The organism is Streptomyces chryseus (assembly GCF_014650755.1).
In the GTDB taxonomy this organism is placed as follows: Bacteria; Actinomycetota; Actinomycetes; order Streptomycetales; family Streptomycetaceae; genus Streptomyces; species Streptomyces chryseus.
Genome location: NZ_BMVO01000007.1, coordinates 141,555 through 154,025 on the forward strand (window position 1 = coordinate 141,555; position 12,471 = coordinate 154,025).

Here is a 12,471-nt window from a genome sequence, read left to right on the forward strand (position 1 = left end):
GTCAGCCAGACCTTGGGCTGCACGATTTCGTGCCGGCCGTTCCACTCAGGACGGCTCGAAAGCGAAACGCAGCGCGCGGACGCGGTTGTCGAAGTTCGAGTCGACCAGTTCCGGCATTCCCACCGCCCGCAGATCCCGCGACCTGGTGAGCAGCTCGTGGAAAAGCGCTTTCATCTCCTGGCGGGCCAGATGGGCCCCCAGGCAGTAATGCGGACCGCCGCCGCCGTACCCCAGATGCGGATTCGGATCCCGGGTGATGTCGAAGACGTCGGGATGCGCGAACACCGCTTCGTCGCGATTGGCCGAGGCGTAGAACAGCACGACTTTCTCACCGGGCCGCAACTCCCGCCCGCCCAGTTCGCAGTCGGTCACGACCGTCCGGCGGAACTGGATGATCGGCGTCGAATGCCGGACGATCTCGTCCACCGCCCCGTCGGCGTACCGGTCGAAGTCGCCCACCAGCAGCTCCCGCTGCTCCGGGTGCGCGGTCAGCAGGGCGAGGCCGTGGGCGATCGCGTTGCGGGTCGTCTCCACCCCGGCCACCAGCAGCAGGGAGAAGAAGGCGCCGAGCTGCCGGGAGGAGAGCGACTGGCCGTCGACGTCCGCGCGTACCAGCGCCGAGATCAGGTCGTCGGTGGGCCGCCGGCGCCGCTCACGGGCGAGCTTCGCCATGACCAGCTGCATCTGGGCCAGGGCGCGCAGCCCGCGCCCCGGCACCCGCAGCCTGGCCCGCTTCACGCCGACGTTCTCCGACGCGTGGTCGACCCGGTCGGCGATCTCCGGCCGGTAGCGCTCCGGGATGCCCATCAGGTTGCAGATGATCTCGAACGGCATCCGGGAGGCGACCGAGGGGACGAAGTCGCCCGGGCGCCGGGCGATCATCTCGTCGACCACGCGCCCGGCGACGGCACGGATGTCCTCCTCGGCGGCGGCCAGCAGACGCGGAGTGAAGGCCCGCGAGACGATCCTGCGCAGGTTGGCGTGCTCGGCGCCGTCCATGTTGACCATGGAGTTCCCGAACACGGCCTTCGCCCAGCCGGCCGGTTCGGGAGTGGTGACGCCCGGAGCGCTCGCGAACTGCCGTGGCTGCCGGCTCGCCTCCACCACGTCCGCGTGCCGCACGAGCGCGTAGAAGCCCCTGCCCGCCCCGCGGCGCCTCCTCGCGGGCCCGCTCTCCCCGAACAGCACCGGGGCGTCGAGCCCGCGCAGTAGCGCGAACGCTTTCAGCCGTTCGGATCGCGGCAGTTGCCAGAAGTCCGGATCGGCGAGATCGGCGTTGTGCGCCCGCAGCATCTGCTGCGTGGACGCCTGCGTCGGGATCTTCATACCCACACCCTCCAGGAGCTCGTACGACCGTGGTGACCGAAGCCGGTTGCTGCGGACGGGGGAACTATGCACTGGTTCGGGCGTTTGGCTCGTTCTTGCAGAGCGACAGCGTGTCTGCGATTTCAGAGGGGACGTACGTATCAATGAAGCTGACCACCCGAGGTTCTGTCGCGGCGGCGTTCATGGCCTGCATGGCGACCGCGGTGACGATCACACCGGCCGCCGCCGGCACGTCGGTGCCCGTCGACCTGCCGCTGGAGAACCTGGAGAGGGTCTTGCCGATCGAGGCTCCCGAGCTGCGCACCGGAGTGCCGGTGCCGGTGGCCGGCGCGCCCGACGGGACGCGTTACGTCACCGGGCGGATGCTGCCGAAGCGGACCCTGCCCTCCGTGCCGTTCACCGCCGAACTGCCGGAGACCGCGGTCGAACTCCCCGTGAAGGACCCGCTGGGCGAGGGCAGCCTCGGCGCGCTGCGCGCCGTCTCCAAGACCTCCGACCTCGGGCTGTCGTCCCCGGGAGCCTCCCTCGGCGCCCCGGTGTCCGCGCCGCGCTCCGACCTCCGCGGCCGGCTCGTGCCGGTCCTGCCCCAGGTCGCGCCGATCACGCCGGTGCTCCAGGGCACGCCCGCCGCCGCCCTGCTCATGGACTGACGGACGGTTCCGCGCCGGCGGCCGGCGCCCCGCACGGGCGCCGGCCGTTCCCGTACGAGAACTGTTTCGCCGGCGGGTCGTTGTCAACGGCGAGGCACGCGCACATCGGAAGAGTGGACCGCAGCGAGGGGCAAGGGGTATTCGGCATGGGCCTGAGCACGCGCAGGAGCGCAGCGACCGCGCGAGGAGGTTCCCTGACACGCCGCATCCTGCTGCGCGGCGCCTTCGCGATGGGAATGATCGCGGGCACCGCGGGGGCGCTCGCCCCGATCCTGGGCAAGAGGGCCGCAGAGGCCCCCGGAACGGCTGACGGCCCGGCGGCGGCAGGAACGGCGAAGGCGCCGGGCACGGAGCCGGAGCGGTACGCCGAGCGGTTCGCCGAGACGTACCGGGGCCGGCACATCCAGGGGACCGCGCGGGGCACGCGTCCCGCCAGGGCCGCCGCCGCCCGGCGCGTCGCCGCCGGCGACGCCATGACCGTCACCGCCGTACGGGACGTCGAGGTACGCATCGACGGCCGCCCGCTGCACGTCATGCGGCGCGCCGACGGCAGCTACCTGAGCCTGGTGAACCACTACGAGTCGTTCCCGACGCTGCTCGACGCCGCGCGCGCCGCCGTCGACGAGCTGGGCGGCGCCCAGTTGTCGACGTCCCCCCTGCACCGCCTCTGACGACAGGAGGGCCAACCGTGGTCTACACCCGAAAGAACCAGCGAGACCTCACCCGTACGGAGAAGAAGCGGTTCGTCAGCGCGATCCTGGAGCTCAAGCGCTCGGGGCGCTACGACGAGTTCGTGACCCTGCACGGTCAGTACTACGTCACCGACGACGAAGAGGGGCCGCGCGCCAGTCACATGACGCCGTCCTTCTTCCCCTGGCACCGCCGTTTCGTCCTGGAGTTCGAGCGCGCCCTGCGGGCCGTCGATCCGGGGGTGACGGTTCCGTACTGGGACTGGACGAAGGACAACAGTCCCGCCTCGTCGCTGTGGGCCGAGGACTTCCTCGGGGGCACCGGCCGGGCCGGCGACGGCAAGGTGATGACGGGGCCGTTCGCCCACGCCAACGGGAACTGGAACATCCGCGCGCGCGTCGGTGACGGCTCCTTCCTCACCCGCAACCTCGGCCGGCCGTCCGACCCGGTCTCGCTGCCCACCCGGCGGGAGGTGGCCAAGGCGCTGAGCGATCCGCTGTACGACGCCGCGCCGTGGAACTCCACCGTCGCGAAGGGCTTCCGCAACACGATGGAGGGGTGGGGGCGGGGCGGAACGGTCAGGACGTTCCACCACAACCGGGTCCACCGCTGGGTCGGCGGGGTCATGCTGGGCGCCACGTCGCCCAACGACCCGGTGTTCTGGCTCCACCACGCCTTCATGGACCTGCTGTGGGACCGCTGGAAGAAGGCGCACCCGCGCTCCGGGTACCTGCCGCGCCGCAAGCTGCCCGCGTCCGACCCGCAGCACGGGCGGGTCTTCAGCCTCCATGAGCCGATGCCGCCGTGGAACGTGACGCCCGCGCAGGTGCTCGACCACAGCCGGGTCTACCGCTACGCGTAGCCCCCGAAGTCCCGGCGGACAGAACGACTGCGGCCTCCCCGTACGTGAAGGGGAGGCCGCGGTGGCGTGGGGCGGGGAAGTCAGTGGCCGTAGGCGCCGTGCTCGGAGATGTTCGCGCACACGTTGCCGAAGGCCGGGTTGAGCAGGCCGATCACGTTCACGGTGTTGCCGCAGAGGTTGATCGGGATGTGGATCGGCACCTGGACCGCGTTGCCCGAGATGGCGCCGGGGTTCTTGACGGTCTCACCATGCGCTCCGGCATCGGCGGTGGCCAGTCCGGCACCGCCGGCCAGCATGGCACCGGCGCCGGCGAGGACGGCAGCTGCCTTCGCGATATGCGACATCAGGTCTCCTTGCGAGAGGAAGAGGTCGACCGCAGGGCTTGCGGCCTTCACGCTCCTTCAACGCGACAAGGGGAGGGCAGTAACGGATCAGAAGAAAAGTCCGCCGTTTCGCCGGTGAGCGGCGCGCTTCCGGTATCCGCCCGAACGGCAGGCGGAAAGGCATCTCGTCGCAGGAACGCGGGGCTCCGGACGGCTCCTACTCCTTTTCGAGCCGCTCGGGCAGGTCGAAGAGCGGGAACCAGCGCTTCGTGTCCAGGAAGGACGTGATGCCACTGACCTTCCCGTCCACGATCTCGATGACCATGAGCGCCCACGGCTCGAAGCCGCCGTCGCCCGACCGGCTCGGGTGGTAGTGGGCGAAGGCGGGCGTGCCGTTGGCCACCACCGGGACCAGCTTCGACCCCCGGCAGACCTCCCCGACGCCCAGCATCCAGCCGACGATGTCGTCGTGACCCCGGAGCCACAGGTCGTACGGCGGCATGGACAGCGTGGCGTCCTCGTGGAGCAGCGCGGTCAGGGCGGCCATGTCGTACCCCTCGAAGGCCGCGACGTACCGCTCCAGCAGCTTGCGCTGTTCCTCGTCCAGCGGATCGGCGGTGTCCGTCTCCCGCGCGCCGTGCTCGGCGATGGTGGCGCGGGCCCGCTGGAGCGCGCTGTTCACCGACGCGACCGTGGTCTCCAGCAGCTCCGCGACCTCGCTCGCCTTCCAGGCCAGCACCTCGCGCAGGATCAGCACCGCCCGCTGCTTCGGCGGCAGGTGCTGGAGCGCGGCGACGAAGGCCAGGCGCACGCTCTCGCGGGAGACGGCGGTCTCCGCCGGGCCGGCCGCCGAGGGCAGCACCCGCCCGTCCGGCACCGGCTCCAGCCAGGTGATCTCGGGGCGCGAGTTGAGCGCGGCCTGCGCGACCGGCGTCGCGGCCGTGAGGTCCATCGGGCGGGCCCTGCGGTTGCCCGCGTTGAGCATGTCCAGGCAGACGTTGGTGGCGATGCGGTACAGCCACGAGCGCAGCGACGACCGCCCCTCGAACTTGTCGAAGTTCCGCCAGGCCCGGACCATCGTGTCCTGCACGGCGTCGTCCGCCTCGAAGGCGGAACCCAGCATCCGGTAGCAGTACCCGGTCAGCTCCGTCCGGTGCTGCTCCAGCCGGGAATCCAGGTCCTGCGTCGCCACGACATCACTCATCGGTCCACCCCAACTCGCCACCTTTGGCACCAGCTCTTGGGAAGTTACCGGACCCCACTGACAATCATGACGCAGCTGCGAAAACCCGCACCATGGGAGCGACTTACGCCCGTACGGCGCTCCTGGTCCGCAGCGCCACGAGCTGGCGCCGCTCGACCCGGGCCACCCGGGTCCCGTACAGCGTGATCGACACGACCCCCAGCACCGCGACCAGCCCGAGGAGCACCGTCCCCGCCCAGCCACCGGCGTGGAACGCCACCGCGCCGAGCGTGCCGCCGACGCTGCTGCCCAGGTAGTACGCCGACTGGTAGAGCGCGGACGCCTGCGCCCGGCCCGTCTTCGCCGTACGGCTGACCGACGACGACGCCACCGCGTGCCCCGCGAAGAACCCGGCGGTGATCAGCACCAGACCGGCCAGCACCGCGGCGAGCGAGTCGGCCACCGAGAGCAGCAGACCGGCCGCCGTGGTCGACACGGCGAGGTACAGCGCGCCCCGGCGGCCCATGCGGGCGACCAGCCTGCCGGCCGCGGCGGACGAGACCGTACCGACGAGGTAGACCAGGAAGACCGAGCCGACGACGCCCTGCGGGAGGCTGAAGGGAGCCTCGACGAGCCGGTAGCCGATCACCGTGTAGACGGCGCCGAAGACGGTCATGAACAGCGCGCCGATCGCGTACAGCCGCAGCAGCAGCGGATCGGCCAGGTGACCGCGGACCGTCTTCGCCAGCGCCCTCGGGTTCAGCGAGCCGGGCGTGAAGTGGCGGGCCCTCGGCAGCATCAGCCGGAACACCACCACGCACACCACGGACATCAGGCCGACGGCGGCGAGCGCCGCCCGCCAGTCCCACAGCTGGGCCGCCCAGCCGGTGACGATCCGGCCGCTCATCCCACCGATGGAGTTGCCCGCGACGAACAGGCCGATCGCCGCGACCAGTGCCTTCGGCCGTACCTCTTCCGCGAGGAAGGCCATCGCGGAGGCCGGCACGCCGGCCAGCGCGGCGCCCTGCACCGCGCGCAGCGCCACCAGCCACTCCAGCGAGGGGGCGAACGGAACCAGCAGGCCGACCGCGACGGCGACCGTGAGCGAGACCGTCATCATCCGGCTGCGCCCGAAACGCTCCGAGAGGGCGCTCATCGGCAGGACGAACAGGGCCAGCGCGCCGGTGGCGGCCGAGACGGTCCAGCTGGCGGCGCTCGCGCTCGCGCCGAGGTCGGCGGAGATCAGCGGCAGCAGCGCCTGCGTGGAGTAGAGGAGGGCGAAGGTCGCCACCCCGGCGGCGAAGAGCGCGAAACTCATGCGGCGGTAGCCGGGCGAGGAGGGGGCGAGACGGGAGTCGGTGTCGACAACGGAGGCGTCGGCGTCCACAAGGGTGGTGGACGCCTTGGTACTGGCAGAAGGCATACATCGAACGTAGCCACAGCCGTTTCATGCGTCCAATGCACAAAGCCGAGATAATCAATCCCATGGCGCATAACCACAGCTCACGGCCCCGGCTGTCACCGAGCAGTTACGAAGAAGACATTCAGCAGGTACTCGCTCCGCGTCTCGCGCACTTCGCGGCGGTCGCCCGCCACGAGCACGTCACCCGGGCCGCGCACGAGTTGGGCGTCCCGCAGTCGACGCTCTCCCGCGCCATGGTCAGGCTGGAGGAGGACCTGGGCGTCGCCCTCTTCGCCCGCAGGGGGCGCACCGTCGCCCTCACCCCGGCCGGCCGCACCTTCCTCACCACCGTCGACCGCGCGCTGGCCGAGGTGGAGAGGGCGGCGGACTCGGTACGGGCCGACGCCGACCCCGCGACCGGCAAGGTCGCCTTCGGCTTCCTGCACACGATGGGGTCCGAGACGGTGCCCGGTCTGCTCCGTGCCTTCCGCGTCGACCATCCGCGGGTGCGTTTCCAGCTCGTCCAGAACTACGGCGAGGCCATGATCGAGCGGCTGCGCGCCGGCGACCTCGACCTCTGCCTGACCTCACCGGTCCCCGACGCCCCCGACCTGGTCGCCCGCCGCCTCGACGAGCAGCGGCTGCGCCTGGTCGTCCCCGACGACCACCGCCTGGCCACGCGCAAGCGGGTCAGGCTCGCGGAGGCGGCCGACGAGGCGTTCGTGACCCTGGAACCCGGTTACGGGCTGCGGCGCATCACCGACGACCTGTGCGCCGAGGCTGGCTTCAAGCCGCGCGTCGCGTTCGAGGGCGAGGAGGCGGAGACGCTGCGCGGCCTGGTGGCGGCCGGTCTCGGTGTCGCCCTGCTGCCGCCGCCGGCGGTGGCCCGGCCGGGCGTACGGGAGCTGACGGTGACGGCCCCCCGCGCCGTACGCGAGATCGGACTCGCCTGGCTGGACGGCCACCCGGACACACCGCCGGTGGCGGCCTTCAAGCGCTTCCTGCTCTCGCGCAGGGGCCACCTCCTGCCGGAGTGAGGCGTCACGGGCTGACGGCGAGCACCAGGTACGCCGCCAGCAGGGCCAGGTGCACGCCGCCCTGCAGGGGCGTCGCGCGTCCCGGCACGATGGTCAGCGTCCCGACGGCCACCGTGAGCGCGAGCAGCACCATGTGCGAGGCGCCGAGCCCCAGCAGCAGCGGCCCCTCCATCCACACGGAGGCGAGTGCGACCGCCGGAATGGTCAGACCGATGCTGGCCATGGCCGAGCCGAGCGCCAGGTTAAGGCTGGTCTGCACCCGGTCGCGGCGGGCGGCCCGTACGGCGGCGATCGACTCCGGCAGCAGCACGAGCAGCGCGATCACGACACCCACCACCGACGCGGGCAGCCCGGCCGCCTCCACCCCCGACTCGATCGTCGGGGACACGCCCTTCGCCAGCCCGACGACCGCGACCAGGGACACCGCGAGCAGCCCGAGACTGACGAGCGCGACCCGCTGCGTCGGCGGGTCGGCGTGCTCCTCGACGTCGATCACCCTGCCCTGGGTGGTCATGGGCAGGAAGTAGTCCCGGTGCCGCCAGGTCTGGGTCATCACGAACAGCCCGTAAAGCACCACGGCCGCGAACGCCGCGAAGACGAGCTGGGCGGGACTGAACTCGGGGCCGGCGGCGCTGGTGGTGAACGTCGGCAGGGCCAGGCTCAGGCCCGCCAGCGTCGCGACGGTCGCGAACGCCGCGCCGGTGCCCTCGGCGTTGAAGACCGCCACCTTCCGCTTCAGCGAGCCGACGAGGAGGGAGAGCCCGACGATGCCGTTGCAGGTGATCATCACGGCGGCGAAGACGGTGTCCCTGGCCAGGGAGCTGTTCTTGTCGCCGGAGTCGGCCATGAGCGTCACGATCAGAGCGACTTCGATGATCGTGACGGCCACGGCGAGGACGAGCGAGCCGAACGGCTCGCCCACCCGGTGGGCGACCACCTCCGCGTGATGCACCGCGGCGAGCACGGCGCCGGCCAGGAAGCAGGCCAGCAGCGTGACCACCGGACCCGGCAGGTCACGTCCCCAGGCGAGGACCAGCAGTACGACGGCCAGCACGGGCACGGTGGTCGACCAGTGCGCGGCGGGGGCGCGGACCAGACGGATCATGCCTTCGACCCTGACAGAGGGGCGGTCGGGGCGCGCGTCGTACGGCGTGTAGGGCGCTGACGGCGCTAGCGTCGAAGCCATGCCTACGCCCAGCACGCCTCCGCCGCCCGCCCGCTACACGGTGCAGATCAAGCCCCGGGCGGCCGATGCCGCCGGGCACCCCGACCACGGTTCCACGCTGCGGACGGCGGTCGTGGAGGCGACCGGGGAGACGGGGGCGTCCGGGTACCCCCGGTACGAGGGCGACGGCGTGGCGGCCGACATCGATCCCCGCAGCGGGGCGGTGGAGGCGATCACGCTCGACGGCGCCGAACTCCCCTACGGCTGGATCGCCGAGGCCGCCCCGCCGTCGGCGTGACGTGACGCGCGGCGGCTAGCGGCGCAGCGCGTGGCCGAACCCGGAGGCCAGGGGCATCCGCAGGCCCAGCGGCGGCGGCGCCGCGAACGCGTCGGCCACCGGACGGGCGTACCCGCGCCCGAAGAGCGCCCCCAGCACGAAGTCGGCCGCGAGCGCCAGCACCTCGGGCCGGTGCTGCCGCAGGGAGTGGCCGTCGGAGTGCACCTCGAAGCGGCACGTGTCGCGGTTGACCTTCTTCGCCCGCTCCGCCAGCCGGTAGGACAGCTCCGGGTCGGTGCGCTCGTCGTTCGTGCCGTGCACGATCAGGACATGGCGCCCGGCCAGCTGCCGCACCGGCTCCGCCGCCGCCGCGACGTCGTCGTCCGGCAGCCACGGCGCGAGGGCGAGCACCGAGTTGACGGCCGGGTGGTCCGCCGCGTGCAGCGCCGCCCGCCCGCCCATGTCGATCCCGGCCAGGCACACCGGTACGTCGCCGTAGCGCCGTACGACCTCGTCCGCCGCCCACGCCGCGTCCGCCGCGAGCCGCGCGTCCGACCCGTTCCAGCCGCGCCCGCGGTAGCGCACGACGTGGGCGACGAGTCCCTCGTCCCGCCCCGCCGCCGCCAGGGTCCGTGCCAGCGGCCGTACGCCGGCGTGCGCCAGCGGGGACGGTCCGCGTGCCGACAGGGGCTCGCCCGCGGGAAGCAGCAGGACCACGCCGCAGACCGTGGGGGCCCCGCCCCCGGCCGCTCCGACCGCCCGCCCCAACCGGGCTGTGGAAACCGGGATTGCTTGCTGTGCCATGACAGAACAGTCTCAGAAGCCCAGGTGTACTCCACCCGTCCGCACGGTCACTGTTACGTATCGACAGAGGCGATCTACGCGCGTAGGCGCTAGAGTGCGCAGATGACGAGCGAGACCCCCAACACGCCCACCGCGGACCAGATCCGCCGCGCCCCGAAGGTGCTGCTCCACGACCACCTCGACGGTGGTCTGCGGCCCGGCACGATCATCGATCTCGCCCGCGAGGCGGGTTACGAGTCACTCCCCGAGACCGACGCCGACAAGCTCGGCATCTGGTTCCGCGAGGCCGCCGACTCCGGCTCGCTGGAGCGCTACCTGGAGACCTTCGCGCACACCTGTGCCGTCATGCAGACGCGTGACGCGCTGTTCCGCGTCGCCGCCGAGTGCGCCGAGGACCTCGCCGAGGACGGCGTCGTCTACGCCGAGATCCGGTACGCCCCCGAGCAGCACCTCGAAAAGGGCCTGACCCTCGAAGAGGTCGTCGAGGCCGTCACCGACGGCTTCCGCGAGGGTGAGCGCCGCGCGAAGGCGAACGGCCACCGCATCCGCGTCGGCGCCCTGCTGACCGCGATGCGCCACGCCGCCCGCGCCCTGGAGATCGCCGAGCTCGCCAACCGCTACCGCGGCAACGGCGTCGTCGGCTTCGACATCGCCGGCGCCGAGGCGGGCTTCCCGCCCACCCGCCACCTCGACGCCTTCGAGTACCTCAAGCGCGAGAACAACCACTTCACGATCCACGCCGGCGAGGCCTTCGGGCTCCCCTCCATCTGGCAGGCACTCCAGTGGTGCGGCGCCGACCGGCTCGGTCACGGCGTGCGCATCATCGACGACATCGAGGTCGCGGAAGACGGCAGCGTCACGCTGGGCCGCCTCGCCGCGTACGTGCGCGACAAGCGCATCCCGCTGGAGATGTGCCCGACGTCCAACCTCCAGACGGGCGCGGCCGACTCGTACGCCGCACACCCCATCGGACTGCTGCGCAAGCTGCACTTCCGTACCACGGTCAACACCGACAACCGGCTGATGAGCGGCACCAGCATGAGCCGCGAGTTCGAGCACCTGGTCGAGGCATTCGGTTACACGCTCGACGACATGCAGTGGTTCACAGTCAATGCGATGAAATCAGCATTCATTCCTTTCGACGAACGCCTTGCCATGATCAATGACGTGATCAAGCCCGGTTACGCCGAGCTGAAATCCGAATGGCTGTTCCGTCAGACCGCTGCGACCAGCGGTTCTTCCGCCGGCTGAGGTCGAGCGCAGTACACCGTAGGCGGCCCGGAACGTCAATTCCGGGCCGCCTTCGCGTGTTTGCGGCGGAGTCCGGGCGTGGCTAGCTTGCAGAGCCGCTCCCCATTCCCCGTTTGCGAGGACGTTTTCTCCATGAAGCAGTCTGCTGCCAAGACTCTCGGTGCCGCCGCTCTCGGTGCCGCTTTCGTCGCTGCCGCCGCCGGCAGCGCCTCCGCGGCTCCGGCCGCCCCGGCCGTGCCCGACCTGACGGGCACGCTGAGCTCCGCCACCACGACGCTGCCCGTGCAGGACGTCGTCGGCAAGCTCCCCGGAGGCGCCCCCGAGGCCCTGACCGGCGGCGTGAGCGCCCTCACCGGCAGCGCCTCCACCCTGCCCGCCACCACGTCCGACGCCCTGGCCAAGGCGCAGCCGTCCGACGGCAAGGGCGCCCGCAGCGCCGACCCGCTGAAGGGCCTGCTCGGCGGTCTGCCCGCCGGCGCGCTGCCCGGCATCGGCGGCTGACGGACCGTACGGCACACACGCGTGAGGGGCGCGCACGGGAACATCGGTTCCGGTGCGCGCCCCTCGGTGCGCGGTGTACCCCGACCGCCCGGCATCACCAGGCGGTCTTCGCCGTCTTCTCGCCGGGCAGGAACACCCACAGCGCCAGGTACAGCAGGATCTGCGGCCCGGGAAGCAGACACGAGACCGCGAAGATCACTCGCATCGTGGTGGCCGAGGTGCCGAAGCGCTGTGCCAGCGCGGCGCACACTCCGCCGATCATTCGGCCGTTACGGGGTCGGACAAGGGCGGTCATGGCGGGCTCCTCGCGAGCTGGTCCGGGGGTCACGTCCGGTGTGCCTCCCGATGCCTCCATACTGCTCGCCGAGAACCGTCCAAAGCGTCGCTCTACGGGGCGATCCCGACCCTGGGAATTGTCGGGGTGGCCCCCTGAGACACCTCGTCCCGCCGCAGGACCTCACCGCGCCCCGGCGGTTGCCTGCGGCGCAGCCGCGCACGCCCCATCGGTACGACCGCGAGGTGCGTCAGCGCCACCCCGGCCGTGTTCAGCAGCAGCGAGTCCACGTCGACGACCCGGCCGGGCACCCCGGTCTGGAGCAGCTCGATCCCCAGCGAGAACAGGGCGCCCGCGAGGGCCGTACGCGCCAGTGAGGCCACCGGCGACACGTGCAGCCGGCCCCCCGCCATCGGCAGCAGTACGCCCAGCGGCGCCAGCAGCAGAAGCCCCTCGCAGATGCGTCGCGCCGCCTGGGCGGGGCCGAGCGCCAGGTCCGCCTCGATGCCGGCCAGCGGCTGGAAGTTCGCAGACGTCACCCACGGGACGTCCAGGGGACGCAGCGTCAGCGACGCGACGAGCAGCAGGTGCGCGACGAGGAGTAAGCCTCCCGCCGCGCGGAAGCGGTTGATGACGGCGCTGCCGTCCGAGCCATGACGCACGCCCCCCAAGACGCGGGTACCGGCAGGATCGGTTCCGCCCGGGAACGACAGTGTGACAAGCCCG

At 71.8% G+C, this 12,471-nt stretch carries 15 protein-coding genes; 7 read left to right on the forward strand and 8 right to left on the reverse strand.

Annotation, left to right across the window (positions count from 1 at the left end; genetic code table 11):
* Positions 1 to 45 precede the first annotated feature (45 nt).
* Entirely contained in the window at positions 46 to 1,326 is a 1,281-nt protein-coding gene (locus IE185_RS14175) for a cytochrome P450 (protein WP_138898511.1), read from the reverse strand.
* A 143-nt stretch (positions 1,327 to 1,469) separates the two neighbouring features.
* Here IE185_RS14175 and IE185_RS14180 point away from each other — a divergent pair, with 143 nt between their 5' ends.
* The 3 genes from IE185_RS14180 (at position 1,470) to IE185_RS14190 (ending at position 3,528) form a co-directional block, all read left to right on the forward strand.
* Positions 1,470 to 1,976 carry a hypothetical protein gene (locus IE185_RS14180; RefSeq protein WP_138898512.1) on the forward strand — a complete coding sequence of 169 codons (507 nt, stop codon included), beginning with the start codon at positions 1,470 to 1,472 and terminating at the stop codon, positions 1,974 to 1,976.
* Positions 1,977 to 2,122: 146 nt separating this feature from the next.
* The gene (locus tag IE185_RS14185; RefSeq protein ID WP_229843492.1) at positions 2,123 to 2,647 is read left to right on the forward strand and encodes a tyrosinase family oxidase copper chaperone; all 525 of its coding nucleotides are present in this window, start codon (positions 2,123 to 2,125) and stop codon (positions 2,645 to 2,647) included.
* Positions 2,648 to 2,664: 17 nt separating this feature from the next.
* Positions 2,665 to 3,528 (forward strand): tyrosinase family protein, encoded by an 864-nt coding sequence (locus IE185_RS14190; RefSeq protein ID WP_189715263.1) that lies wholly within the window; start codon positions 2,665 to 2,667, stop codon positions 3,526 to 3,528.
* Between the two features lie 80 nt (positions 3,529 to 3,608).
* Here the strand turns inward: IE185_RS14190 and IE185_RS14195 are convergent, their stop codons facing one another.
* From IE185_RS14195 to IE185_RS14205, 3 genes are all read right to left on the reverse strand, one after another.
* Complete coding sequence (locus IE185_RS14195) at positions 3,609 to 3,872, reverse strand: chaplin (RefSeq protein ID WP_138897873.1); 264 nt, start codon at positions 3,870 to 3,872, stop codon at positions 3,609 to 3,611.
* A gap of 196 nt (positions 3,873 to 4,068) precedes the next feature.
* Positions 4,069 to 5,055 carry a sigma-70 family RNA polymerase sigma factor gene (locus IE185_RS14200; protein ID WP_138897868.1) on the reverse strand — a complete coding sequence of 329 codons (987 nt, stop codon included), beginning with the start codon at positions 5,053 to 5,055 and terminating at the stop codon, positions 4,069 to 4,071.
* Positions 5,056 to 5,158: 103 nt separating this feature from the next.
* Positions 5,159 to 6,457 (reverse strand): MFS transporter, encoded by a 1,299-nt coding sequence (locus IE185_RS14205; RefSeq protein WP_138897869.1) that lies wholly within the window; start codon positions 6,455 to 6,457, stop codon positions 5,159 to 5,161.
* Between the two features lie 62 nt (positions 6,458 to 6,519).
* On the opposite strand from IE185_RS14205, the gene IE185_RS14210 reads away from it, so the two are divergent.
* Positions 6,520 to 7,473 carry a LysR family transcriptional regulator gene (locus tag IE185_RS14210; RefSeq protein WP_138897870.1) on the forward strand — a complete coding sequence of 318 codons (954 nt, stop codon included), beginning with the start codon at positions 6,520 to 6,522 and terminating at the stop codon, positions 7,471 to 7,473.
* Positions 7,474 to 7,477: 4 nt separating this feature from the next.
* On the opposite strand, the gene IE185_RS14215 is transcribed toward IE185_RS14210, so the two are convergent.
* Entirely contained in the window at positions 7,478 to 8,578 is a 1,101-nt protein-coding gene (locus IE185_RS14215) for a calcium:cation antiporter (protein ID WP_138897871.1), read from the reverse strand.
* A 79-nt stretch (positions 8,579 to 8,657) separates the two neighbouring features.
* Here IE185_RS14215 and IE185_RS14220 point away from each other — a divergent pair, with 79 nt between their 5' ends.
* Positions 8,658 to 8,936 carry a hypothetical protein gene (locus tag IE185_RS14220; RefSeq protein ID WP_138897872.1) on the forward strand — a complete coding sequence of 93 codons (279 nt, stop codon included), beginning with the start codon at positions 8,658 to 8,660 and terminating at the stop codon, positions 8,934 to 8,936.
* Between the two features lie 15 nt (positions 8,937 to 8,951).
* Here the strand turns inward: IE185_RS14220 and IE185_RS14225 are convergent, their stop codons facing one another.
* Positions 8,952 to 9,719 (reverse strand): alpha/beta hydrolase, encoded by a 768-nt coding sequence (locus IE185_RS14225; RefSeq protein WP_189715264.1) that lies wholly within the window; start codon positions 9,717 to 9,719, stop codon positions 8,952 to 8,954.
* A 102-nt stretch (positions 9,720 to 9,821) separates the two neighbouring features.
* On the opposite strand from IE185_RS14225, the gene IE185_RS14230 reads away from it, so the two are divergent.
* A complete protein-coding gene (locus IE185_RS14230; RefSeq protein ID WP_138907495.1) occupies positions 9,822 to 10,970 on the forward strand; it encodes an adenosine deaminase in 1,149 nt (382 codons plus the stop codon).
* Positions 10,971 to 11,102: 132 nt separating this feature from the next.
* On the forward strand, positions 11,103 to 11,471 hold the full coding sequence (locus tag IE185_RS14235; protein WP_138898152.1) for an ATP-binding protein: 369 nt from the start codon (positions 11,103 to 11,105) through the stop codon (positions 11,469 to 11,471).
* A 94-nt stretch (positions 11,472 to 11,565) separates the two neighbouring features.
* Here IE185_RS14235 and IE185_RS14240 read toward each other — a convergent pair whose 3' ends face one another.
* Together IE185_RS14240 and IE185_RS14245 are read right to left on the reverse strand one after the other, a co-directional pair.
* Positions 11,566 to 11,766 carry a PspC domain-containing protein gene (locus IE185_RS14240; protein ID WP_138898151.1) on the reverse strand — a complete coding sequence of 67 codons (201 nt, stop codon included), beginning with the start codon at positions 11,764 to 11,766 and terminating at the stop codon, positions 11,566 to 11,568.
* A 92-nt stretch (positions 11,767 to 11,858) separates the two neighbouring features.
* Positions 11,859 to 12,407: a VanZ family protein gene (locus IE185_RS14245; protein ID WP_138898150.1), complete on the reverse strand. Its 549-nt coding sequence runs from the start codon at positions 12,405 to 12,407 to the stop codon at positions 11,859 to 11,861.
* Positions 12,408 to 12,471: the final 64 nt, after the last annotated feature.

Excerpts from the sequence above, each read along its gene's own strand:
- IE185_RS14215 (WP_138897871.1), bottom strand. The coding sequence starts at position 8,578 with ATGATCCGTCTGGTCCGCGCCCCCGCCGCGCACTGGTCGACCACCGTG.
- IE185_RS14210 (WP_138897870.1), top strand. The coding sequence starts at position 6,520 with ATGGCGCATAACCACAGCTCACGGCCCCGGCTGTCACCGAGCAGTTAC.
- IE185_RS14230 (WP_138907495.1), top strand. The coding sequence starts at position 9,822 with ATGACGAGCGAGACCCCCAACACGCCCACCGCGGACCAGATCCGCCGC.
- IE185_RS14195 (WP_138897873.1), bottom strand. The coding sequence starts at position 3,872 with ATGTCGCATATCGCGAAGGCAGCTGCCGTCCTCGCCGGCGCCGGTGCC.
- IE185_RS14220 (WP_138897872.1), top strand. The coding sequence starts at position 8,658 with ATGCCTACGCCCAGCACGCCTCCGCCGCCCGCCCGCTACACGGTGCAG.
- IE185_RS14175 (WP_138898511.1), bottom strand. The coding sequence starts at position 1,326 with ATGAAGATCCCGACGCAGGCGTCCACGCAGCAGATGCTGCGGGCGCAC.
- IE185_RS14180 (WP_138898512.1), top strand. The coding sequence starts at position 1,470 with ATGAAGCTGACCACCCGAGGTTCTGTCGCGGCGGCGTTCATGGCCTGC.
- IE185_RS14235 (WP_138898152.1), top strand. The coding sequence starts at position 11,103 with ATGAAGCAGTCTGCTGCCAAGACTCTCGGTGCCGCCGCTCTCGGTGCC.
- IE185_RS14185 (WP_229843492.1), top strand. The coding sequence starts at position 2,123 with ATGGGCCTGAGCACGCGCAGGAGCGCAGCGACCGCGCGAGGAGGTTCC.
- IE185_RS14205 (WP_138897869.1), bottom strand. The coding sequence starts at position 6,457 with ATGCCTTCTGCCAGTACCAAGGCGTCCACCACCCTTGTGGACGCCGAC.
- IE185_RS14240 (WP_138898151.1), bottom strand. The coding sequence starts at position 11,766 with ATGACCGCCCTTGTCCGACCCCGTAACGGCCGAATGATCGGCGGAGTG.
- IE185_RS14200 (WP_138897868.1), bottom strand. The coding sequence starts at position 5,055 with ATGAGTGATGTCGTGGCGACGCAGGACCTGGATTCCCGGCTGGAGCAG.
- IE185_RS14225 (WP_189715264.1), bottom strand. The coding sequence starts at position 9,719 with ATGGCACAGCAAGCAATCCCGGTTTCCACAGCCCGGTTGGGGCGGGCG.